Here is a 21,589-nt window from a genome sequence, read left to right on the forward strand (position 1 = left end):
GATTCTGAAAAGAATCTGGAATGTTCTGTTTTTAAATTTTAATCCTAGCCTATTTTTCTAATTTAGCTTTGAAAAGCCGAGATGCCCTATGCAGAACCGTATGTTAATAATCGATGATGAAGATAAACTTCGTCAGTTGCTAGCCCGAATAATCGAACTTGAATGGGAAGACTTAGAAATTCAGCAAGCTGCCAGTTTAAAAGCAGGTTTGCAGCAGCTTAAACAGCGGGAATTCGATGTTGTTATCTCCGATGTCAAACTTCCGGATGGCAATGGCGTAGACTTTGTCCTCGAGATCAAGAAACAGCAACCTTTAGCCGAAGTCATCCTGATGACGGCCTATGGGCAGATAAGCGATGGTGTACAGGCGATAAAGAATGGTGCTTTTGATTACATGACAAAGGGCGATGATAACAATAAGATCATTCCTTTACTTTACAAAGCATTTGAGAAGGTAAAGATGGCAAAGCGAATCGCGAAGCTGGAAGCACAAGTAGGAAAGAAGTATGCATTCGACCAAATCATCGGCCAGTCAAAGGAACTCAAAAATGCAATCAACTTAGCCGAAAGAGTCGCCCCAACAGATAGTACCGTACTTTTATTAGGGGAAACAGGAACAGGAAAAGAAGTATTTGCACAGGCAATCCATTATGCCAGCAAAAGAAACAACAAATCTTTCGTCGCAATCAACTGCTCTGCATTCAGCAAGGATCTGTTAGAGAGCGAGCTTTTTGGGCATATAGCCGGCTCATTTACTGGGGCGATGAAAAATAAGGCCGGCATATTCGAAGAGGCGAATCAAGGAACGATATTTTTAGATGAAATAGGAGAGATGCCACTCGAGCTGCAGGCGAAGATATTGCGGGTTTTGGAGACAGGCGAGTTTATTAAAGTCGGCGAAAGCAGGCCTACAAAGGTGGACGTTCGGGTTATTGCTGCCACCAATCGTAATTTAGAGAAGGAAGCCGAAGATGGCCATTTCCGTGCCGATTTATTCTACAGACTTTCCGTCTTTAACATCAGCTTGCCGGCGCTGAAAGATCGCCCTTCCGATATACCCCAACTTATTGTGTTCTTCGTAGGGATCTGCGCTAGCAAAATGAATATGAAAATTCCCGCAATTGATGCCGACTACATGGAGGCAATGGAGAACCACCACTGGAAAGGTAATATCCGCGAGTTGAAGAACGTTGTTGAGCGCAGTCTTATCTTGATGGACGGTGATAGCCTTGGGCTCAATAGCCTCCCATATGATATTCAGATAAAAAAGTCCAAAAGTCATTCCTCCAGTTCCTTTGCTTTATATGATGTAGAAAAAGAGCATATACAACGCGTTCTTCATCATACGCAAAAAAATAAAGCAGAAGCAGCACGCTTACTAGGAATTGGAATAGCCACATTGTACCGAAAAATCGAAGAGTATAAACTCTAAAAGCCTTTCATATTGAGAACGAGCCTATCATTTTGATAGGCTTTTTTTATGCCCTATTCTTTGTGATGTTTCTTAAAGCGCTGTCAACTAGTGTTTTAAACGGTCACCAGCTCTGCTGGTATCTGTTTTGGCATTCTGCATAAAAACAAGAGGAATGAAAACACTTTGCAACATGAGAATAAGCATCAACGCTTTTCAAAAACATCAACCCTTTAACGAACTGTTATGGTAACTATAATTTTAATCATAGTCTGTGTGCTATGCTTTCTAGTATTCTACAAATCGATCAATTTTTTCGACAAAATCTAAGGCCATGAAAAATAAAATCATTAGCAGTATCCATGAGTGGTTTCCGGAATGCGTTCCAGCGGAACAAAATGTTTCCGAATATACGGTCCTTCAGAATGTAGCAGATTATTGTATTCGTTGCTTAAACGGAAACAACGAGGAGCAAGGACTTGCTAAAGACGCAATCAATATTATCGGAATCTTATACTACAATGGTTCTTTGCACGAGAAGAACGCGATAGAAAACGAATTTCTCGAGCGGATATCACATTGTGAATCGCCCGCAAGCCTACGTCTACACATCGATGTGTTACCCAAGGAACTTCGGCCTGTATATATGAAAACCATCTTAGAAAACTAACATGATCAGTTTATTAATTATATCAATTATGGTGTTTCTGTACATCGTCTATGTACTGATTTATCCAGAGAAATTTTAAAAATAATTATGATGAACACAGAAATTATCGCTGTCATCTTCATGTTCCTATTAACGGTATTCTTAGGAATTCCTTTAGGACGGTACATAGCGAAAGTATATCTTTCAGAACGCACTTTTTTAGATCCAATCTTTGCTCCAATAGAGCGAATGATCTATCGATTTTCCGGAATTGATCCGAATAGGGAAATGACCTGGAAAGAGAACCTTGGAGCCCTTTTAATGATCAATCTGTTTTGGTTGTTTTTAACGATGGGCATCTTGATGTTTCAGCATCTATTGCCGCTGAATCCTGATAGTAATCCCGGCATGCGTGCCGACCTAGCCTTCAACACGGCGATATCTTTTGTCGTGAACTGTAATTTACAACATTACTCCGGCGAGACCGGCGTCAGCTACCTGTCTCAGGGCATGCTGATGTTCCTACAGTTTGTAAGTGCCGGAGTGGGCATGGCGGCCGCAGCGATGCTTTTTAAAGCCTTTCGGGAAAAGCGGACGAATACGTTGGGCAACTTTTACCAACTATTTGTAAAATCCTGCACTCGTATTTTATTACCGATCTCTTTAGTGGTTGCCGCAATCCTTGTATTCGAAGGCACGCCTATGACCTATCAGGGAAAGGATCAGATGGTCGGGCTCACTGGAGATAGCATTGCAGTATCGACCGGTCCTGTAGCTGCATTCGTCGCCATTAAGCACGTCGGCACAAATGGAGGAGGTTTCTTTGGCGCCAATTCGAACCATCCTTTAGAGAACCCCAGCTTTTTAAGCAATATGACCGAGATGGTCGCCCAATTTATTATTCCTATTGCCATGATCTTTGCTTTCGGCTACTATATCCGAAGAAAAAAGTTCGCGTGGGTAATCTTTGCTGTAATGACTTTCGGCTTCTTGTGTTTAGTTGTTCCGAATATCCAAATGGAACAGGCCGGTAATCCCGCCATTGCGGCGATGGGCATCAATATGGACAGCGGAGCCATGGAAGGAAAGGATGTACGAATTGGTTCTGCAGCAGCAGGCTTTTGGTCGATCGTTACCACAGTAATTTCTACCGGATCGATCAACTCCATGCATGATAGTAGTATGGCCCTATCGGGTATGAACGAACTCCTCGCTATGATGATCAATGCCTTTTATGGTGGTTGTGGGGTGGGTATATTGAATTTTTTCGTTTTCATTATCCTCGCCGTCTTTATCAGCGGACTGATGGTCGGGCGATCTCCCGAATTTATGGGTAAAAAAGTGGAGGCCAGGGAAATGAAAATTGCCATGATTATTGCGCTTCTTCATTCCTTCTTAATACTTGTGGGAGCCGCATTGGCGAGTTCTTTCCCTGATCTTGGCGCTGCCACAACGAATAATCCAGGCTTCCATGGGTTCTCAGAAATCCTCTATGAATACACGTCGGCAGCAGCCAACAATGGTAGTGGTTTTGAAGGACTTGCTGATAACACCTATTGGTGGAATATTAGCACAGGGATAGTTTTATTGTTCGGACGCTTTATTCCAATCATCGGGCCAGTCGCAATTGCCGGTTTACTCGCCTCAAAACGACATATTCCAGAAAGCTCCGGTACTTTAAAGACAGACAGCTTTACTTTCGGATTTATGATTCTCGCAGTCATTGTTATCGTTGCTGCACTTTCATTCTTCCCTGCATTAACCCTCGGCCCAATTGCTGAATATTTCACTTTAAAATAATTGATCTGATATGAAAACTAAAAATTCATTTTTTGATCCTCGACTGATAAAAGAATCGCTATTGCAAGCCTTGGTCAAGCTTGACCCACGCAGCATGATCAGAAACCCTGTAATGTTTACTGTAGAAATTGCTACAGCCATTATGGCGGTTGTTTGCCTACTCATCCTTTTTGGAAATCAAGAGCAGGGAAGTTTTGTGTATAACTTCTCTGTGTTCCTGATCCTACTACTGACTTTATTGTTTGCCAACTTTGCCGAGTCGCTAGCGGAAGCGCGAGGAAAGGCACAGGCAGATAGTTTGCGCAAAACTAGGGAAGAAACACCCGCTAAACTTGTAGACGGAAGAATCATTAATTCATCGGCTTTAAAAAAAGGCGATCATTTCATCTGCGTTGCTGGAGATATTATCCCGACGGATGGCGAAATCACGAAAGGCTTAGCGACGATTGACGAGAGCGCAATTACGGGCGAGTCCGCCCCGGTAATACGAGAGGCAGGTGGCGACCGTAGCTCCGTGACGGGAGGAACGAAGGTGCTTTCGGATGAAATTGTAGTCAGCGTAACGGCTGAAGCAGGAGAGAGCTTCCTCGACAAAATGATTGCCCTGGTAGAAGGCGCAAAACGACAAAAGACACCAAATGAAATAGCGCTGACTATACTATTGGCAGGATTTACCTTAGTGTTTATTCTAGTGGTCGTAACGTTGAGCCCCTTTGCCCAGTACGCCAATGTAGGAATCAGCATCGCCGCTTTTATTTCTTTGTTTATCTGTTTGGTGCCAACAACGATTGGTGGCTTGCTGTCAGCGATAGGCATAGCGGGCATGGATAGAGCATTACGCGCAAATGTACTGACCAAATCAGGAAAGGCTGTAGAAACGGCGGGAGATATCGATGTCCTTTTATTAGATAAGACAGGTACCATCACCATCGGTAATAGAAGGGCAACCCGATTTCAGGAAACCGACGGTATTGCAAAGGAACGACTCGTAAAAGCTGCTGCCTTAAGTTCCAAATTTGATGAAACGCCCGAAGGTAAATCCATTGTGGAATTGGCGGGTATTAATCTATCAAGCCCATGCAATCAGCAGGAAACAGCCATCCGGTTTACGGCAGAAACACGATGCTCCGGAATAGATTTTGGAAGCACTCGTATTCGCAAAGGGGCAACCGATGCGATCAAAAAAATCGTTGAAGATGCCGGAAACACCTTCCCTCAGGATATTCTAGAGGCTGTAAAAACAATTGCAGCGAATGGCGGTACGCCGCTAGTGGTTATCGAGAATGAACAGGTATTGGGTGTGGTTGAGCTGCAAGATATCATCAAGCCAGGAATTCAGGAGCGCTTTGCAAGATTGCGCAAAATGGGCATCAAAACGGTGATGGTGACCGGGGATAACCCACTAACTGCCGCATTCATCGCAAAAACAGCAGGCGTGGATGATTTTATTGCTGAAGCTAAACCGGAGGATAAAATGAACTATATCCGAAAGGAACAGCAAGAAGGTAAATTGGTGGCAATGATGGGCGATGGTACCAACGACGCGCCAGCTTTAGCGCAAGCAGATGTAGGTGTTGCCATGAACAGCGGAACGCAAGCTGCAAAAGAAGCGGGTAATATGGTCGATTTGGACAATGACCCCACCAAATTGATTGAAATCGTAGAAATAGGAAAGCAATTACTGATGACCCGTGGCACATTGACCACCTTCAGTATTGCGAATGACGTTGCTAAGTATTTTGCTATTATTCCAGCACTATTTATCCTGGCAATTCCTGCGCTCGAACCTCTCAACGTGATGCAGCTAAAGAGCCCAGAGTCGGCGATTCTTTCGGCTGTTATTTTTAACGCGATCCTGATCCCCTTGTTAATTCCATTAGCCTTGAGAGGAGTGCCTTATAAACCCATCGGTGCTTCTGCACTATTAAGACGTAACATCATTATTTATGGTTTCGGAGGACTTATCGCACCATTTATTGGTATCAAACTAATTGATATGCTCTTATCCTTTATTATTTAATTCAAGTACTATGAAAACCAACATAACAATAGCAATTAGACTTAGCATCATATGTCTATTTATCTTCGCTGTGCTTTATCCATTTGCGATATGGGCACTGGCACAGACCCAAGCTTACAAAGGGAAAGGTAAGATGATTGAGGCAGCGGGCAAGTCTTATTATTATCACATTGGACAAGCCTTTGAGGGCGATCAATATTTTCAATCGCGCCCGTCTGCTGTGGGTTACAATGCGGCAGGCTCTGGAGCTAGCAATAAGGGGCCATCAAACGAAGTCTATTTGAAAGAAGTGGCAGCACGCATCGATACATTTCTTATTAACAACCCTACAGTTAAGCGCGAACAAGTTCCTGTTGATCTGGTTACCGCAAGTGGTAGTGGGTTAGATCCACATTGCTCGCTGCAGGCGGCCTATGTGCAGGCAGCCCGTATCGCAGAATTGCGAGGTTTATCTGTGCAGCAAGTGAATAATCTGATCGCGGATAATAAAGAACCGGCGCTATGGGGATTATTCGGCCCTGAGAAGATTCATGTTCTAAAGCTTAATCTAGCTTTAGATGATTTGGCTAATCAGTTAGGAGGGAAGCATGGAAATTAAGGGTTTACTTGCTGGGCTTTGTTGCTTTAGTACCGCATGCCTGTATGCACAAGAGGATAAGGACAGTTTGAAAAGCAAGCTAACATTTAGCGGATACTTGGAAACATACTATAGCTACGATCCACAAAAGCCGTCAAACCATGAAAAGGCAGCATTCATTTATTCCCATCATCGAAGCAATGAAGTTGCTGTCAACATTGCGCTGCTGCGGGCGAATTATCAGAGCGAGCGGATCCGAAGCCAAGTAGCGTTTGCAGCAGGATCTTATATGAATGCCAATTATTCCGCAGAGCAAGGACTGTATAAACTTATTTATGAGGTCAATGTGGGATATAAGTTAAGCCGGAAGTCTAATTTATGGATCGATGCTGGTATTATGCCTTCGCACATTGGCCCGGAAAGCGCCATTGGTATAGACAATATCACCTTAACGCGCAGTATAGCCGCCGAGAACTCTCCGTATTTTGAAACGGGAGCAAGATTAAGTTATCAATGCCCGAATGGAAAGTGGAACATGAGTGTTTTGGCACTGAATGGTTGGCAAAAAATACAGTTGCCTGAATCAAGCACGGGTTTATCCTTTGGCCATCAAGTACAATATAAACCTTCCGACAGAGTATTGTTGAATAGCAGCTCCTATATAGGAAAGGAAGGACCAGACAGCTTACGCATTTTTCATGACTTCTTTGTGCAAGTGGATCCAACAGATCGCCTCCGTCTTTTAGGGCTATTTGATTACGCAATACAGCGACGATCTTTAGAAAAGGGTCTTGCGAAGTATTGGACAGCAGGCTTGCAAGCTCGCTATAAAATATCTGATAAATATAGCTTAAATGCTCGTTTGGAGTATTTTAACGATGCAGATGCCGTTCTTTTTGGACATGTAGCAGGCAACCCATCCGAAATTCTTGGCGCTTCCACGGGTTTCGACGTATGCCTGTTCGATGGCTTATACTGGCGAACTGAATTTCGATATCTTCATAGCAACTCCGACATATTCAGAAGCGAAGCAGATCAATATGATCCCAAAAATAGAAGCTTGACAACAGCATTGACTTGGCGCTTTTAGTATTTAAATAGGATGGAAGAACAACGCAAATCTGCCGAATATTTCCTGGACTTGCTAAAACAAGCCAGGCGGGGAAAGTTTAAGATCTACCTGGGCATGAGTGCCGGTGTGGGGAAGTCCTATCGTATGTTACAAGAGGCTCATAATTTATTGCGCAATGGCATCTCTGTTAAAATTGGCTATATCGAAACGCATGGTCGTGCGGAAACCGAAGCTTTGATAGGGGGACTTCCCATTCTTCCGCGCAGGAAGCTTTATTATAAAGGCAACGAGCTGGAAGAAATGGATGTGGATCTGATTTTAAAGCTCAGGCCGGAGGTCGTCGTCGTTGATGAATTAGCGCATAGCAATATACCAGGAAGCAAAAATGAGAAACGTTGGCAAGACGTCGTCGAACTTTTGGAAGCTGGAATCAATGTTATATCCGCCATTAATATCCAACATATCGAAAGTTTACAAGTGGAGCTCTCTGCCTATCTCAAAATGGAGGTGAAGGAACGGGTACCCGATAAGGTTTTTGATATGGCAGATGAGTTGCTGTTGATCGATATCAGTGTAGAAGATCTGATCGTTCGCTTAAAAGAAGGCAAGATTTATCACGAGGACAAGATTCAAACCGCATTAAGCAATTTCTTTCGGGAAGAGCATTTGGAACTACTTCGGGAATTGGCGGTAAAGGAGGTTGCGAGCCATACAATTAAAAAGCATGAACGTGTTCATATCGATACAAAAAAGAGACGTTTGGAACGCTTTATGGTCTGTATCGGTACGGATGAGAAGCGGGCTAGGAATCTGATCCGCAAGACGTCGCGACTGGCAAGTTATTACCATGCGGAATGGTTCGTTCTATACGTACAGACAGCAAGGGAAAGCAGCAATAAAATCGCGTTGGACAAACAACGTTTTCTAATTAATAATTTTAAATTGGCAACGGAATTGGGCGGGCAAGTCATACAAACAGGCGGAAGGGACGTTCCTAGCAAAATAGTCGAACAAGTATTGCAGATGCAGATTACTACATTGTGTATTGGCAGGCCGCATTGGCCATTTTTTAGAATTTTATGGGCAATGGGTTTATTCCGGAAACTACTCAAGAAATTAGAACCTATTGAAGTCGATTTAATTATACTTTCATGAAAATCAAAACTAAATTAAATATAGGTATTGGATTAATGTTTCTAATGATCCTGTTGCTTGCTTTTGCGAGCACCTGGTATGTCAGCTCTCTCAAGAAGGAGGCCGATAATATTTTAGCGGCTAATTATCTATCGGTGGAATATGCGAGGAATATGATTGCTGCGGCAGATCAATATAGTTCGGGCGATACAACATCGCTTAGCGTCTTACGGGCTAATTTAGCCAAACAGCAGAAAAATGTTACCGAACTGAGCGAGAAAGAAATCACCGCAAATTTAGAACTGAAGCTGAACAGGCTTTTAGCAGATCCCGGCGAGAATAAACATGGGATGGAATTCAGGGAAGAACTCGTTAACCTCATGAACGTGAACATGGCGGCCATCGTTAAAAAGAACGATCATACAAAATTACTGGCTAACGAGGCTTTTTTACTGATATCCGTTTTAGGTGCCATAAGTTTTTTGATCGCTTTTGTGTTGTGGGTCAATTTGCCTAGCAATATTGCTGACCCCATCAAAAAACTAACCAACAGTATCCGCGAGATTGCTAACCAAAATTATGCACAGCGTCTTTACTTTAAGGGCGACTCCGAATTTGTCGACCTGGCAAATTCATTCAATAGTATGGCGGAGCGCCTACAAGAATATTCCAACAGTAAGTTAGATCATATTTTACAAGAAAAGAAGCGAGTTGAGGCACTGGTAAATAGTATGCACGATCCGGTTATTGGATTAAATGATAAAAACGAAATCCTATTTATCAACGATGAAGCCTTACAAATGATCGGCTTAAGCAGAGAAGAGGTCAAGGCGAAGTCCCTTCAAGAACTCGCTAATGCGAGCGATCTGATCAAAAAGATTGTTGAAATCCCGATAGGGCAGGATATTGCATCAAATCATACAGTAGAAAAAAATACCCTCCATATTTTTACCGACAATAAAGAGAGCTATTTTGAAAAGCAGGTATATCCTATCGAAATTGTTCCGACCGGAGAGCAGGAATTGCAGCATGTTGGAGAGGTGATTATACTTAAGAATATTACCAGTTTTAAAGAGCGGGATGTTGCTAAAACAAATTTCATAGCAACCGTGTCACATGAATTGAAGACGCCAATAGCATCGATTCAGATGGGGCTAGAGTTGCTGAATCATCCAAAGACTGGCGAGCTGAGCGAAAATCAACGAAAATTAATGGAGGGGATTAAAGACGATAGCGAGCGGTTGCTGCGAATTACTTCAGAATTGCTGAATATGTCGCAAGTAGAAACCGGAAACATAAAGTTATTTGCAACGTGGTGCAATCCTATGCCCGTCATCACTTACGCACTTCAGGCAACACGATTGCAGGCCGAGCAGAAGCATATTGAGCTCGTAACAGAGTTGGATGAAGATCTCCCGGAGGTATATATTGATGAGGAAAAAACAGCTTGGGTACTTACGAATTTTATTACAAACGCAATTCGATATTCCGCAGAGCACAGTCAGATCATTGTTTCACTGCTGAAAAAGGATGCTAAATTGGTATTTTCCGTACAAGACCATGGTAAAGGGATTGATAGCAGCTATAAGGATCGCATTTTCGATCGCTATTTTCAAATACCAGGTTCGATGCGCTCGGGCACAGGTTTGGGACTTTCCATAGCAAAAGACTTTATCGAGAATCAAGGCGGAACCATCGCGGTAGAAAGCAGCGTTGGGGTTGGAAGTACCTTCTCTTTTAGTATTCCGACCAATAAAAGCCGGCATTATTCAAAATCGTAAGTCTCGAAATGTGTAACAAACTCTTCGAATTCTAACAGATATTTTTTGTCTTCGGGATAATAACGTGCGCGCTGAAAATGCTCTCCGGCAAACTCTTGAATGCTACTGGTGGATTCCCATTCCGTCACCGTCATAAAATGACAGATATCATGATCAATGCGTCGCAGCACCTTCGCAGAGAGGTTTCCTTTCGTGCTGCGATAGTCTTTCATGCCGGTGCTGGTTAGGTAATTCAGGTAGATGTCCGCATCCTCTTTCCGCGTTATACCATGCCATATTCTTGTGATTGTCTTCATCTCGTTTATTGTTGGTATAGCCTAATTTACGGAATATGCATTAAAAAACTTTTCTTTCTCTGGTTGATTCAAAGGTTTGGACGGGAATGCATCTGAACAGACTTATTTATAAACCATTATCGACCCAATGTTCAACCGCTCCGGATCGGGTTTGAAAGGGTTGATCATTGGGTTTGAAAGGGCTTTGTAATGGTTTTGTCTCGAACTTGTCCCTTACAATTCTGGTTGCGTGTGGCTAGTAATCGCAATTCGATTCCAGACATTGATGGTCGCGATCGCTAAGATAATTTGGGCGATATATTTGTCGCTAAAAAGTGATTTTGCAGATTGATAGGTCTCTTCGGTTAAACCCGCTTCATGTATCTTGGTTACTTCCTCTGTCATGGCTAGGATCGTGCGTTCCTCAGGGGTAAAGACATTCGTTTCGCGCCATGCATTTAGTAAGAAGATGCGTTGAGCTGTTTCTCCCTGTGCCATGGCATCCTTCGTGTGCATATTGATACAGAAAGCACAGCCATTGATCTGCGATGCTCGAATTTTGATAAGTTCTAGATGTGTTTTGTCTAGATCAGATGCCTGTAGATAGTTTTCTAAGTTTATAACGCGTTTGTAGCCGTTAGGTTCCAGCTCGCCGATGTTCATTCTTGCTTTCATATTGTTCTTGTTTTTGATATAGCAAAGTTGCAAAGGAAAGAACAAGAAAATCTTAAGCTAGTTTAAGAAATCATTTTTTTTCGAATTTCGCTAAGGTACTCTGGCGTTAAACCTAAATAGGAGGCAATAAGGTATTGCGGTACGCGCTGTACGAACTCAGGGAAATTACTGTTGAATTGGATGAAGATCTCCTCCTTGGAGTAGAGTTTAAATAATTTGTTTCGGAACTGTGCTGCTGCGAACGCCTTTTGATACATTTCTAGAATATAAATTTGTATAAATGGCTGTTCTTTAATTAGTAATTGTTCTTTATCTCTACTAATCCTTATTATTATGCTGTTTTCTACCGCCTGTATATAACAATCTGTTTCAGATTTTCCTAGATATGCTTTTTGGTCACAGAGCCACCAGGATTCCAGCGCAAATTCGGTCGTGATTTCCTGACCTTTTTCATGTAAGGTGTACATCCGGAGGCAACCTTCAAGTATAAAATAATTATAAAGCTGTGCCTGTCCCGCTTCTTGAATGTTCTCTTTCTTTTTGAGGGAATGGACTTCAAAATAAGGTTTTATCGCGTCGAATTGCTCATCGCTGATTTTCTGATATCTTTCAATATGTTGGCGAAAAGAACTTAGCATTTATCATGGATGATTAGTGCGTTTACATCATGATTTTGATTCCACCGTAAAAGTTCCTTTCTGCTGCAGCATTATAAAAACGATTACCCATGGCATTGATATCGTTTCCTAAGCTGTATTTTTCATTAAGCAGGTTGTCCACGCCGGCAAATAACTGGAGTTGATATTTGTTCATAAATCCGGTAGTCCACGCTAATTTTGCTTGTACCAGGTGATATTTCTTTGCATAGAAGCTGTTGGCATCATTTAAAGGAATGGAAGAGGTATGGTTATGGAATATGTTGATTTCAAATTTCTTAGGCAGTTCTAGTGCCAAGGTGTTTACCCAGATCCACTTAGGGATAGACGTAACGGAATTGCCCGAGTAATCCTTATCGTCTACTTTATAATTTTTGAATTTATAATCTTGGAAAGTGAGATTGGAAGAGAAAATCAAACTGCGTACAACCAGGTTTTGATCCGGGCGGATGATTTGAGTTAAAACGCTAGCTTCTATTCCTTTCTGCGTTATCTCTCCGGCGTTCGTGAAAAATTCAGCACCATCTTCATTCAATTGCCGAATGATTCCATTTTTCATATTGAATTGATAAGCTGCTAAATCAGCTATAAAGCGGCGGTTTTTTGTTTCGTAGCGAAATCCAGCTTCATAATTTACGCCGTCTTCGGGGTTAAGATTCTGGTTGATTTGATTGTCGGAAGATCGAACCTCGGATATGGTTGGCGTGGAATAGCCTTTCGAGATGGAAGCACGCATTGCAAATTCCGGAAGAATTAAATAGGAGAGTCCTAAGCGTGGCATCCAGCTGTTTTTGAAATCTTTCGAACCTTTCATCGCAGATGCATTGAGCGCCTGTTGTTCGAAATCAATATTATTTACATTCAAGCCGATGGAACCTTCGGCGATAAAACGTTGAGCAATTTTTGCTTTCAGGCGGTAGAAATAGAAATGCTGAAAATTCTCTAAATGATCGTCATAGTTTAAGTCACCTTTATTGCCAAAATTGTTTTCATAGTTCTTGATGTCGTACCATCCCTTTTGTCCTTCCGCTCCTAACTGCATTTCCCATTGAAAGTTTTCCATCTCCATGTTCTCGTATGAAAAGTAGGTTCGAGCGCCAAGATTCTTTTCGCTACGGGTTTCATAGTTCGTTACGAAAGAATTTTTGAAATCGGTGTAGCTTCCAAATACGGAAATCACGTGGCGTAGATAATCATTGAATTGGTAGCTATGGGTGATTCCTCCGATTGTCGTCTTATTGTATATGGCGGCTTTTTGATCAACAGCACTTGGGAATGGGCCTCCGGCAGGTCTAGCCTGAGTCGGATCGGCTAGAAACTGTGCTTCTGTTAATCCGCCTGGAGTTTCGTAGCCAAGGTCGGCATAAAGACCTAAAAACTTAAGCTGACCTTTTTCATTATAGTTCCATTGATGTGCCGTTTGGAAGAACTTCTTATTCACCCCGCTTTGGGTTCTATAGCCATCAGAGCGTGTAAATGCCTGGCTGAAAGCAAAGCTGTATTTTTCGTTGACCTGTTGTTCGATATTTAATTGTTGCTGAAATAGTCCATAAGAACCAGCGCTAAGCAGCAACGACTTTTCATTAGACCTCTGGCTCGTCAGACCATTGGGTATAATCCGTAGTACACCGCCAGTATTTGGGCCGTATAAGGATCCGTCAGGTCCCTTAATAATCTGAATATGATTAATGCCTACCGGATCGATAATGTTGAGGTAGGTATTTCCGCTGGCATCCGTAAAGGGGATTTCGTCGAGATATATTTTGGTGTTTCGCACACCGAAAGGGGAGCGAATCATGCTGCCTCGTAGTGCTAGGCGATAGCTTCCTGGAGACCGCTCTTCCATGCGTACTCCTGTTGTGCTGTTCACTGCGCTTAGGATCGTATTGGTATTTTGTGATTCAAGAAGGCGTTTGCTGACCACCCGCGCCGAGCTGGTTAGATCTAGCATCGCTTGGGAATTGAAGTGCGCCTTAATCTCAATGGGTGCTATTTCGGATAAACTGGTGTCGGGCCTCGTCGTTTGCGCAAGACCATGAAAAGCAATTAGCGTAAAGGCAAGAATAGATAAGTAGTATTTCTTCGGATATACAAGCATGATTTCAAGGCTGATTTGCTCGCAAAATACCGAAAATAACTGAAGATTTGGAAACAGAATGCGATTAAAACAGGGATTTGTACAGGTTAAAATGCATCATTCAAGCCCAAGAATAGCCCTCGTTGTCCGAATTTTCCGAAGGCATAGTCTATACATAAGTTCGTTCGGGTTGCTTTATTGAATAAGACGCGAAGACCTGCACCTGCCGCTGGCTGCCATTGTTGAAAGAGCTTAGTGCCCATCTGATCGTTCGTGCTTTGTACGTTGGCAAAAACAACACCACTCAAGAATTGGTTGCGTAGAATCGGATATCTATATTCAACTTCAGAATAGAAGTAGGAGAGTCCCTTGAAATATCCCATGGTATATCCGCGTCCACTTCTTGCATAAGGGTCTTTACTGGTTCCTGGAAGATCTACATAAGGGAGTTTTCCACCTAGCTTATACGATCCGAAATTCCAAAAGGCTAAAACATGGTTACTTCTGCTGGATGACAATTGCCAGTACTTACGGAAATCTGTCTGCAATTGGTAGGCATTGTGCTCACTGCCCATCCATTCCTGGTTCATGCGTAAAACTACGTCGACATACATGCCTTTATGCGCACTATTGGGATTATCGCGTGTGGTGTATTGCATATTGACCATTAATCCGTTGTTATTGATATCGACAGGGTTAATGTTGTTCCATCGACTATATATTTGAGTAGGCGACATGTTTTCAGCACTACCAAAGGTCTCCAAGCCTCTCTTGAGTTCGAAGAAGACACCTGCACCTACAAATGCACCTGGGAAAAGTTGTTTATATATACGCTCATTGATGGTATATGCGGTGAATTTGTTGACAAAACGCTGTCTTTCGGGATTATTAATGATCAGCTCTTCTTCAGTCGGGTTGTCTATCGGCGTTCCCATGCCCAGACCATAATCTAGTCCTACGGCTTTAGCCACCATGACATTCCCCTTAATATTCCACTTGTTGGAAGGCGTGTAAATATCATGAATCAGATAGCCCACAATAATTCCTCGGGTGGTATAGCTTAATGCTGCCGCAGCAATGGACATCTGCGTATTCGGTTGGTTGCCTAACACTTTTCCGCCTACTGCTTTGACACCGATCTGTGCACCAATGGAGGGGTTATAGTTAATGTTGGGCAAGTAAGAAATGGGCGATCTTTTCTTTGGTTTCTGATCTTTAGGCTTTTTTGACGGGATAATATCTTTGAACAGATCAACAATATCGTAAAGTTCCTCCGTATTACGGAGCGTATCCTTTTGTTGCTTGTTGCTTATGGTGTCTTGTATTTCGATCTGTTGCGCGTTTGTTGTCAAGGCAAGCAAGAAGATGGAACAGGTGGTTAGGATTGCGCGCATAGCAGATTTTAATAATTTATAGCTTTGTTCATCAGCAGCTTTCAAGATAACAGTTTCCTTATTCATTGTTTTCTATAGCGTGCTCACAGGCGCTAAATTATCGAATTTTTCATACATTCCTAGAAATCCAGTCAGTCCGCCGGTATGTATTGCTAATATTTTACCTCCGGCTTGTATTTTTCCTGTTTTGATTTGATCAAACAGCGCATACATCATCTTTCCGGTATAAGTGGGTTCGATCATAATTCCGGTAGTACTTACGAAGTCTTTCACGAATTGTAAGAGCTCGGGTTTCGTTTTCGCATATCCTCCGAAGTGGTATTCGCTATGTAATTTTAAGTTTTCTGTATCGATTCCCCATTTGCTAATATCATTTTTTATAAAATCTCCAGCTTTCAATACCGGTACGCAGTGCAATGTTGTACTGAGCGCCTTTTTGTTGATCGCTTGAAGGATGCCCGCTGCCGTTGTTCCGGTACCTGCTGCGACAAAGATATCTGTATAAGTATCAGCTAACTCTTCTATGATGCTCTCGCAACCTTCTACGCCCTCATCGCTTCGACCGCCTTCATCGATAAACAAGGCTTCGGTTTCCGTATAGTTTGCATTAAAAAGGGCTAGCTTGTCCTTATAAGAACTGCGTTCTACAAAATGTAGCGTCATGCCAAACAGCTTGCACAGGGCGAGTACGGGGTTGCTTATTTCCTCGCCGCGGACAAATGCGTGAGTTTTGATCTGAAACTGTGCCCCCGCTGCCGCAGTTGCCAAAAGGTGGTTCGACCAGGCACCACCAAAGGTAACAACAGTATTGATTTTTAGGGATTTTAATTTTGCTATATGAAGTTTTAGTTTTCGCCACTTATTGCCGGAAATAAACGGATGTATCATGTCGTCCCTTTTTATAAAGACTTCCACTTCATGTGCAGCAAAGAATGGATGTATGATTTGTTGAACTGGACTGTATATTGGAAAATTTAGCGGCATCCTGTAAAGTTAAGGATTAATCTATTTGAAGGATAAGTTAAGCTTAAAATTATGTAGCTTATGTACATCAGGTGAAAAATATTACTTTTGTGGCTATGACGGAAGATTTAGATTTAGAACAGGACGAACAAGAACTCTTCGAGCATTTACGCATCGTGGCCGACAAAGGGCAAGCGCCATTGCGTTTAGATAAATTCTTGATGAATCGGGTGGAGAATACTTCACGAAATCGTATTCAAAACGCGATCGATTCGGGTTCTGTTTTGGTGAATGAGAAGGTTGTCAAAGCGAGTTATAAGGTAAAGCCTTTGGATTTGATTACGGTCGTGCTTCCTGATCCACCCCGAGATACGGAAGTTTATCCGGAAGATATCCCATTGGACATTATTTATGAAGATGATGATGTGCTACTGGTTAATAAAGAGGCCGGTATGGTTGTGCATCCTGGCTTTAATAATTATTCAGGGACGCTGGTGAATGCGTTGACTTTTCATTTGAATCAGTTGCCGACTTTGCCCGGCAACACCGGTCGTCCGGGTCTGGTACATCGCATCGATAAAGACACTTCCGGTTTATTAGTTATTGCCAAAAATGAGTGGGCGATGACCTATTTGGCGAAGCAATTTTTTGATCACTCTATTGCTCGCAAATACGTGGCTTTAGTATGGGGCGATTTGAAGGAGGATGGTACTGTGTCAGGCTACATTGGTCGGAATATGAAAGACCGTCGCATTATGGATATGTATGATGACCCTGAAAAAGGAAAATGGTCGGTGACACATTACAAAGTTCTGAAGCGTTTGGGTTATGTTACTTTAATTGAATGCCAATTGGAGACCGGACGTACGCATCAAATTCGTGCGCATATGAAGTCCATCGGGCATCCTTTATTCAACGATGAATCGTATGGTGGGCATAAGATATTGAAGGGTACTACGTTCACTAAATATAAGCAATTTGTAGAAAATTGCTTTGCATTGCTGCCGAGGCAAGCGCTACACGCCAAGAGTTTAGGATTTGAACATCCAAAATCAAAACAATTTTTACATTTTGAGGTACCAATACCTGAGGATTTCCGTTTAGCATTAGAGAAATGGGAGAGTTATAGTACAAACACACAAGACTAGATAAAATAGATAGAATAGAAGATTTATGCCAATACAATATATAAACTTTAATGGCAGTTTGGTGCCGGAGGATATGGCTGTATTAAGCGTTGATAACCGCGCTTTTCGATACGGTGATGGTTTGTTTGAGACGATGTTATGGAAGGATGGAGATATACGTTTTCTGGATTTCCACATCGAGCGTCTACAGGATGGTTTATCCTTGCTGCAATTTGAAGATACTGGTGTATTTGATACCTTTTTTGTACGCAACAAGGTTGAGGAATTAATCCGCAAGAACAATATGATGGGGCAGGTGCTTCGCGTTCGTCTAATTGTTTTCCGGATGGGGGCAGGAACCTATGGTCCGGAGTCGAATAAGGCTGGCTATGTTTTGCAAGTTGAACGGAAACAGGACAGTCTGCGCGATAAGAAATTAGGCTTAATCGTTGATTTATATACCGATTTTAAAAAGCCTTATAGTGAGCTGTCAAAATTGAAATCCAACAATGCTTTGGTTTATGTAATGGCGGGTAACTTTCGGAAAAAGCATGCATTTGATGAGGTTTTTATCTTGAATCAGGCGGGCAATCTTTGTGAAGCGCTGACATCGAATATCTTCATTTATTACAATAAGGTTTTATATACTCCAGCGCTGACAGAGGGCTGCATTGCGGGTGTTATGCGTCGCGTCGTTATGGATATTGCTTTGTCTGAAGGGATTGAAGTCGTGGAAGCTGAGATTAAGCCAGACATCATGAAGGTAGCGGATGAAATATTTTGTACGAATGCAACTCAAGGAATACAATGGGTTATGGGCTACAAGCAGAAGCGATACTTTAATAAGATATCTAGAGTTTTTCAGGATCGCCTAGCGACTTGGACTTATGATGTCGAAGAATAATTTATAAAAAAAGAGGCTATCCATTTTCAATGGTAGCCTCTAATTTTTGCATAATGGAGATTAGTGTGGAATTCCATTATAAAGTAGCGTTGGACTACTTTTAATTATATGTACACTTAGTTCTTTACTAATTCTGTGTTTACAATGATTTTCACGTCAGATGCGACAGCTTGTACGCCTGAAGGTAATTTATCATTGTATTTTATATTATAATCCATGCGGTTTATTGTTGTTGTCGCAGTGAAACCAACACGTGTTTTACCCCATGGATCGGTGATGATTCCGTTATTTTGCGTTACTTGAAATTCAACAGGTTTCGTTACGTCACGAATAGTTAAATCTCCCTTTAATACGAATTTTCCTTTTTTCCCCTTTGTCAACACACCGTTCGTCAATGACATTTTCGGAAATTGAGCAGCATTGAAAAAGTCGTCGCTTTTGAGGTGTTCATCTCTAGCATCTACGCGTGTGTCGATACTATTTACATCAATTTCGAATGCAATTTTCGCTTGGTTGAAATTGCTGCCATCGGTCGTTTCTACGGCTCCGGAAAGTGTATTGAATGATCCATCGACGAATGAGATGCCTAGGTGGCTTACTTCAAATCTCGCGTTTGTGTGTGCTGGGTCTACTGACCATTTTACTTGTGCAAATGCCGCATTTGTAATGAAAAATAATGTGGCAACGAATGTTAAAATTGTTTTCATAAATCTATTTATTAATATTACTTATCTAAATGATATTGCAAATATTTCATTTATTAAGATACTATACATTGACCTATGTTAATAAATCACAAAATCGGGAGCTTGTTTGTCATGAAATTATCAGAACGTTGATGTTTTTTGACTAGGAAACAATCCTTCCTTCTTATTAGTCTTTATTTAATCTTTAATAAAAAGCCTAATATGAATACTTCTGTTTTTAAAATAGTAAATATACATTATTTATTATTTTAATTGAGATTGTTAAGATATGATAATATTTAACTAATTACTAATTGTTTTTAAAGTTATTCTGCCATGTTTTCCCTGATATAGTTTTGTTTTAATGCTAAAGTGTTCATAATGAGGGTTGCTAGGGTATGTTTAGGATGATTCTGTATTTTTTTAAGAGATTATAACAAAATAGATACGATTGCAGTTTCAACTTAAAAAATAGCTTTTTTTTATTTTTCCTATGATGTGTTCATTCATTTCAATTGCAAATAGATTTTGACAAGAAAACAAGTTAGGAATAGAATTTGTCCTATAGATATTTAGTAACTTGATAAAAATTGAAGTTCAATGCAATTTAACGGTTTTCAAAAGATCAAAAGAGTAGGGCGGATTTTGAAGATTTTGTCAAAACATGGTTTTGACGAAATTATATCGAGGTCTAATTTAGATCGTATTCTTCCGGACAGTTTTCTTTTTTGGAATAATCATGCTCGCAAAATCTTCGAAGACGATTTTAATACGCGTATTCGTGCGGCTATTGAAGAGTTGGGGCCCACTTTTATTAAGTTGGGGCAGCTCCTGAGCAATAGACCTGATATTATCCCTCAAGATTTGCAGGAAGAACTGGTAAAGTTACAGGATGACGTGATGTTGAGTGAGATTGACTTGCGCGCTGTGCTGAAGGAAGAGTTGGAAATTGATGTAGACTCGCATTTTGCTGAGTTGGATTTAGTCCCAATTGCATCTGCTTCGATTGCTCAAGTTTACAAAGCTCGCCTTACTAATGGGCAGGAAGTGGTACTGAAGGTTAAGCGGGCGGGCATCGACGAGATTATTCGTGCCGACTTAGATTTTATCAAAGATTTAGTGCAGCTCCTGCAGCGGAAGTATGAGGTGGTCTATAAGATGAATCTCTATCAGATTGTACTTTCTTTTGAGAGCTCCTTACTCAATGAATTGTCCTTTACGAATGAACTTAATAACATCGAACGATTCCGGAGGAACTTCGCGGGAAATAAGGACGTTTATGTTCCGAAAGTTTATCGGAAATATAGTACCGACCGTATTCTATGTCTAGAGTTCATCGATGGGGTGAAAGTGAATGATCTTGAAGGTTTCCAGTCCTATGGTCTTTATACGAAATCGGTTTTACAGAATGTGTTGGATTTGTATTTAGAGCAGGTCTTGATGCATGGTTTTTTTCATGCGGATCCCCATCCTGGAAATGTCCTCATCAACCGTCGGGGGCAAGTCGTATTTCTGGATTTCGGAGCGATGGGATTTATGATTCCCGAGGACCGAAACATCATCGAAGCGATGGTGCTTGATTTTCTGGCAAACGACGCAAAGAGCTTAATTAAGAACATTAAGAAACTAGCGGTTGTGCACCACATAGAGAACGAAAGGCGTCTCGAGCGGGATGCCTACGAGATATTCGAAATGATCAAGCAAAATGCATTAGATGATATTGATATCTCTGTGATGTTGCAAAAGCTGAATATTGTATTACAGAGCAACCATATATTGCTTCCTGATTTTGTTTACATTTTATTGCGTGGCGTCTCGATATTGGAGGGTACGGGGCGGCAACTCGATGCAGATTTGAACGTTCCGGAGAGTATTGAGCCGTTTGCGAAAAAGATAGCGCAGGAAAAGCTGTCTGCTGACTATCTCATACAACAGCTGAAGGAGAAGGCTAAGTTTGCGAAGGATGTGTTGACGGAAGTTCCCTTGGATCTTTTGGAGTTGTTGGAGAAGGTAAAAAATGATAAGGTGACCTTAAATCATAAGATGCAGGATTTCGATAATCTTCAGCTGATCCTCCATCGTATGGGGAACAAGTTTTTGCTATCCATTCTGGCCATGACTTTTGGAGTTGGCGCCAGTATTTTGGCACATGGACGCGTGGGGTATCTGCTTTGGGGAATCCCGGTTTTATCATGGATCGGCTTCATCGCCAGCTTTGTGATCTGCTTTGCCTTATTAAATCATCTGTATAAGAGTAAATAAGTATTGAAAAAGGAGGGAGTTGTGTGTTCGTCCGTTGCGGGCGTGTGGCAGCTGTACAGACTCTTAATTTTCCTGTTGAAACTCGCGAAATGTGCTCCTGAATCTTGAATGACAACACTTTTGTAT

The 21,589-nt window shown here is 41.7% G+C and carries 19 protein-coding genes; 12 read left to right on the top strand and 7 right to left on the bottom strand.

The window, feature by feature from the left end; genetic code table 11:
- Nucleotides 1-88 precede the first annotated feature (88 nt).
- From QYC40_RS06305 to QYC40_RS06340, 9 genes are all read left to right on the top strand, one after another.
- On the top strand, nt 89-1,432 hold the full coding sequence (locus QYC40_RS06305) for a sigma-54 dependent transcriptional regulator (protein ID WP_301993047.1): 1,344 nt from the start codon (nt 89-91) through the stop codon (nt 1,430-1,432).
- 313 nt (nt 1,433-1,745) lie between these two features.
- On the top strand, nt 1,746-2,081 hold the full coding sequence (locus QYC40_RS06310) for a hypothetical protein (RefSeq protein WP_301993048.1): 336 nt from the start codon (nt 1,746-1,748) through the stop codon (nt 2,079-2,081).
- A gap of 1 nt (nt 2,082) precedes the next feature.
- A complete protein-coding gene (locus QYC40_RS18565; RefSeq protein ID WP_149527705.1) occupies nt 2,083-2,160 on the top strand; it encodes a potassium-transporting ATPase subunit F in 78 nt (25 codons plus the stop codon).
- 11 nt (nt 2,161-2,171) lie between these two features.
- A complete protein-coding gene (gene kdpA, locus QYC40_RS06315; protein WP_301993692.1) occupies nt 2,172-3,860 on the top strand; it encodes a potassium-transporting ATPase subunit KdpA in 1,689 nt (562 codons plus the stop codon).
- Between the two features lie 10 nt (nt 3,861-3,870).
- Entirely contained in the window at nt 3,871-5,880 is a 2,010-nt protein-coding gene (kdpB, locus tag QYC40_RS06320; protein ID WP_301993049.1) for a potassium-transporting ATPase subunit KdpB, read from the top strand.
- A gap of 10 nt (nt 5,881-5,890) precedes the next feature.
- Nucleotides 5,891-6,478: a potassium-transporting ATPase subunit C gene (locus tag QYC40_RS06325; protein ID WP_301993050.1), complete on the top strand. Its 588-nt coding sequence runs from the start codon at nt 5,891-5,893 to the stop codon at nt 6,476-6,478.
- Nucleotides 6,468-7,547 carry a porin gene (locus QYC40_RS06330; RefSeq protein WP_301993052.1) on the top strand — a complete coding sequence of 360 codons (1,080 nt, stop codon included), beginning with the start codon at nt 6,468-6,470 and terminating at the stop codon, nt 7,545-7,547. Before QYC40_RS06325 ends, QYC40_RS06330 begins: the two co-directional genes overlap by 11 nt.
- Before the next feature lie 12 nt (nt 7,548-7,559).
- Nucleotides 7,560-8,684 (top strand): sensor protein KdpD, encoded by a 1,125-nt coding sequence (locus QYC40_RS06335; RefSeq protein WP_301993053.1) that lies wholly within the window; start codon nt 7,560-7,562, stop codon nt 8,682-8,684.
- On the top strand, nt 8,681-10,444 hold the full coding sequence (locus tag QYC40_RS06340) for an ATP-binding protein (RefSeq protein WP_301993054.1): 1,764 nt from the start codon (nt 8,681-8,683) through the stop codon (nt 10,442-10,444). The genes QYC40_RS06335 and QYC40_RS06340 overlap by 4 nt, the downstream gene beginning before the upstream one ends.
- Here QYC40_RS06340 and QYC40_RS06345 read toward each other — a convergent pair.
- The 6 genes from QYC40_RS06345 to QYC40_RS06370 form a co-directional block, all read right to left on the bottom strand.
- Complete coding sequence (locus QYC40_RS06345; RefSeq protein WP_149526107.1) at nt 10,429-10,740, bottom strand: antibiotic biosynthesis monooxygenase; 312 nt, start codon at nt 10,738-10,740, stop codon at nt 10,429-10,431. The genes QYC40_RS06340 and QYC40_RS06345 overlap by 16 nt on opposite strands.
- Nucleotides 10,741-10,953: 213 nt before the next feature.
- A complete protein-coding gene (locus QYC40_RS06350; protein ID WP_301993057.1) occupies nt 10,954-11,394 on the bottom strand; it encodes a carboxymuconolactone decarboxylase family protein in 441 nt (146 codons plus the stop codon).
- Between the two features lie 62 nt (nt 11,395-11,456).
- The gene (locus QYC40_RS06355) at nt 11,457-12,032 is read right to left on the bottom strand and encodes a Crp/Fnr family transcriptional regulator (RefSeq protein WP_301993058.1); all 576 of its coding nucleotides are present in this window, start codon (nt 12,030-12,032) and stop codon (nt 11,457-11,459) included.
- A 22-nt stretch (nt 12,033-12,054) separates the two neighbouring features.
- Nucleotides 12,055-14,148 carry a TonB-dependent receptor gene (locus QYC40_RS06360; RefSeq protein ID WP_301993059.1) on the bottom strand — a complete coding sequence of 698 codons (2,094 nt, stop codon included), beginning with the start codon at nt 14,146-14,148 and terminating at the stop codon, nt 12,055-12,057.
- 86 nt (nt 14,149-14,234) lie between these two features.
- Nucleotides 14,235-15,587 carry a BamA/TamA family outer membrane protein gene (locus QYC40_RS06365; protein ID WP_301993061.1) on the bottom strand — a complete coding sequence of 451 codons (1,353 nt, stop codon included), beginning with the start codon at nt 15,585-15,587 and terminating at the stop codon, nt 14,235-14,237.
- A 6-nt stretch (nt 15,588-15,593) separates the two neighbouring features.
- Nucleotides 15,594-16,505 carry a 1-aminocyclopropane-1-carboxylate deaminase/D-cysteine desulfhydrase gene (locus QYC40_RS06370; RefSeq protein WP_301993062.1) on the bottom strand — a complete coding sequence of 304 codons (912 nt, stop codon included), beginning with the start codon at nt 16,503-16,505 and terminating at the stop codon, nt 15,594-15,596.
- 95 nt (nt 16,506-16,600) lie between these two features.
- Here QYC40_RS06370 and QYC40_RS06375 point away from each other — a divergent pair, with 95 nt between their 5' ends.
- Both QYC40_RS06375 and QYC40_RS06380 read left to right on the top strand, forming a co-directional pair.
- Nucleotides 16,601-17,632, top strand: a complete 1,032-nt coding sequence (locus tag QYC40_RS06375) for an RluA family pseudouridine synthase (RefSeq protein ID WP_301993063.1) — start codon at nt 16,601-16,603, stop codon at nt 17,630-17,632.
- Nucleotides 17,633-17,657: 25 nt separating this feature from the next.
- Nucleotides 17,658-18,515 (top strand): aminotransferase class IV, encoded by an 858-nt coding sequence (locus tag QYC40_RS06380; RefSeq protein WP_301993064.1) that lies wholly within the window; start codon nt 17,658-17,660, stop codon nt 18,513-18,515.
- A gap of 116 nt (nt 18,516-18,631) precedes the next feature.
- On the opposite strand, the gene QYC40_RS06385 is transcribed toward QYC40_RS06380, so the two are convergent.
- Nucleotides 18,632-19,222, bottom strand: coding sequence for a YceI family protein (locus QYC40_RS06385; RefSeq protein WP_301993066.1), 591 nt, complete (start codon nt 19,220-19,222; stop codon nt 18,632-18,634).
- 579 nt (nt 19,223-19,801) lie between these two features.
- On the opposite strand from QYC40_RS06385, the gene QYC40_RS06390 reads away from it, so the two are divergent.
- Nucleotides 19,802-21,463, top strand: a complete 1,662-nt coding sequence (locus QYC40_RS06390) for an AarF/ABC1/UbiB kinase family protein (protein ID WP_301993067.1) — start codon at nt 19,802-19,804, stop codon at nt 21,461-21,463.
- The last annotated feature ends 126 nt before the right edge of the window (nt 21,464-21,589 follow it).

It is taken from the genome of Sphingobacterium sp. BN32 (assembly GCF_030503615.1).
GTDB lineage: Bacteria > Bacteroidota > Bacteroidia > Sphingobacteriales > Sphingobacteriaceae > Sphingobacterium.

What these genes read in the sequence shown, in the direction of transcription:
- QYC40_RS06380 (WP_301993064.1), top strand. Translation starts at nt 17,658, where the DNA reads ATGCCAATACAATATATAAACTTTAATGGCAGTTTGGTGCCGGAGGAT.
- QYC40_RS06330 (WP_301993052.1), top strand. Translation starts at nt 6,468, where the DNA reads ATGGAAATTAAGGGTTTACTTGCTGGGCTTTGTTGCTTTAGTACCGCA.
- QYC40_RS06335 (WP_301993053.1), top strand. Translation starts at nt 7,560, where the DNA reads ATGGAAGAACAACGCAAATCTGCCGAATATTTCCTGGACTTGCTAAAA.
- kdpA (WP_301993692.1), top strand. Translation starts at nt 2,172, where the DNA reads ATGAACACAGAAATTATCGCTGTCATCTTCATGTTCCTATTAACGGTA.
- QYC40_RS06355 (WP_301993058.1), bottom strand. Translation starts at nt 12,032, where the DNA reads ATGCTAAGTTCTTTTCGCCAACATATTGAAAGATATCAGAAAATCAGC.
- QYC40_RS06310 (WP_301993048.1), top strand. Translation starts at nt 1,746, where the DNA reads ATGAAAAATAAAATCATTAGCAGTATCCATGAGTGGTTTCCGGAATGC.
- QYC40_RS06390 (WP_301993067.1), top strand. Translation starts at nt 19,802, where the DNA reads ATGCAATTTAACGGTTTTCAAAAGATCAAAAGAGTAGGGCGGATTTTG.
- QYC40_RS06350 (WP_301993057.1), bottom strand. Translation starts at nt 11,394, where the DNA reads ATGAAAGCAAGAATGAACATCGGCGAGCTGGAACCTAACGGCTACAAA.
- QYC40_RS06325 (WP_301993050.1), top strand. Translation starts at nt 5,891, where the DNA reads ATGAAAACCAACATAACAATAGCAATTAGACTTAGCATCATATGTCTA.
- QYC40_RS06375 (WP_301993063.1), top strand. Translation starts at nt 16,601, where the DNA reads ATGACGGAAGATTTAGATTTAGAACAGGACGAACAAGAACTCTTCGAG.
- QYC40_RS06305 (WP_301993047.1), top strand. Translation starts at nt 89, where the DNA reads ATGCAGAACCGTATGTTAATAATCGATGATGAAGATAAACTTCGTCAG.
- QYC40_RS06365 (WP_301993061.1), bottom strand. Translation starts at nt 15,587, where the DNA reads ATGAATAAGGAAACTGTTATCTTGAAAGCTGCTGATGAACAAAGCTAT.
- QYC40_RS18565 (WP_149527705.1), top strand. Translation starts at nt 2,083, where the DNA reads ATGATCAGTTTATTAATTATATCAATTATGGTGTTTCTGTACATCGTC.
- QYC40_RS06360 (WP_301993059.1), bottom strand. Translation starts at nt 14,148, where the DNA reads ATGCTTGTATATCCGAAGAAATACTACTTATCTATTCTTGCCTTTACG.
- QYC40_RS06370 (WP_301993062.1), bottom strand. Translation starts at nt 16,505, where the DNA reads ATGCCGCTAAATTTTCCAATATACAGTCCAGTTCAACAAATCATACAT.
- kdpB (WP_301993049.1), top strand. Translation starts at nt 3,871, where the DNA reads ATGAAAACTAAAAATTCATTTTTTGATCCTCGACTGATAAAAGAATCG.
- QYC40_RS06385 (WP_301993066.1), bottom strand. Translation starts at nt 19,222, where the DNA reads ATGAAAACAATTTTAACATTCGTTGCCACATTATTTTTCATTACAAAT.
- QYC40_RS06340 (WP_301993054.1), top strand. Translation starts at nt 8,681, where the DNA reads ATGAAAATCAAAACTAAATTAAATATAGGTATTGGATTAATGTTTCTA.
- QYC40_RS06345 (WP_149526107.1), bottom strand. Translation starts at nt 10,740, where the DNA reads ATGAAGACAATCACAAGAATATGGCATGGTATAACGCGGAAAGAGGAT.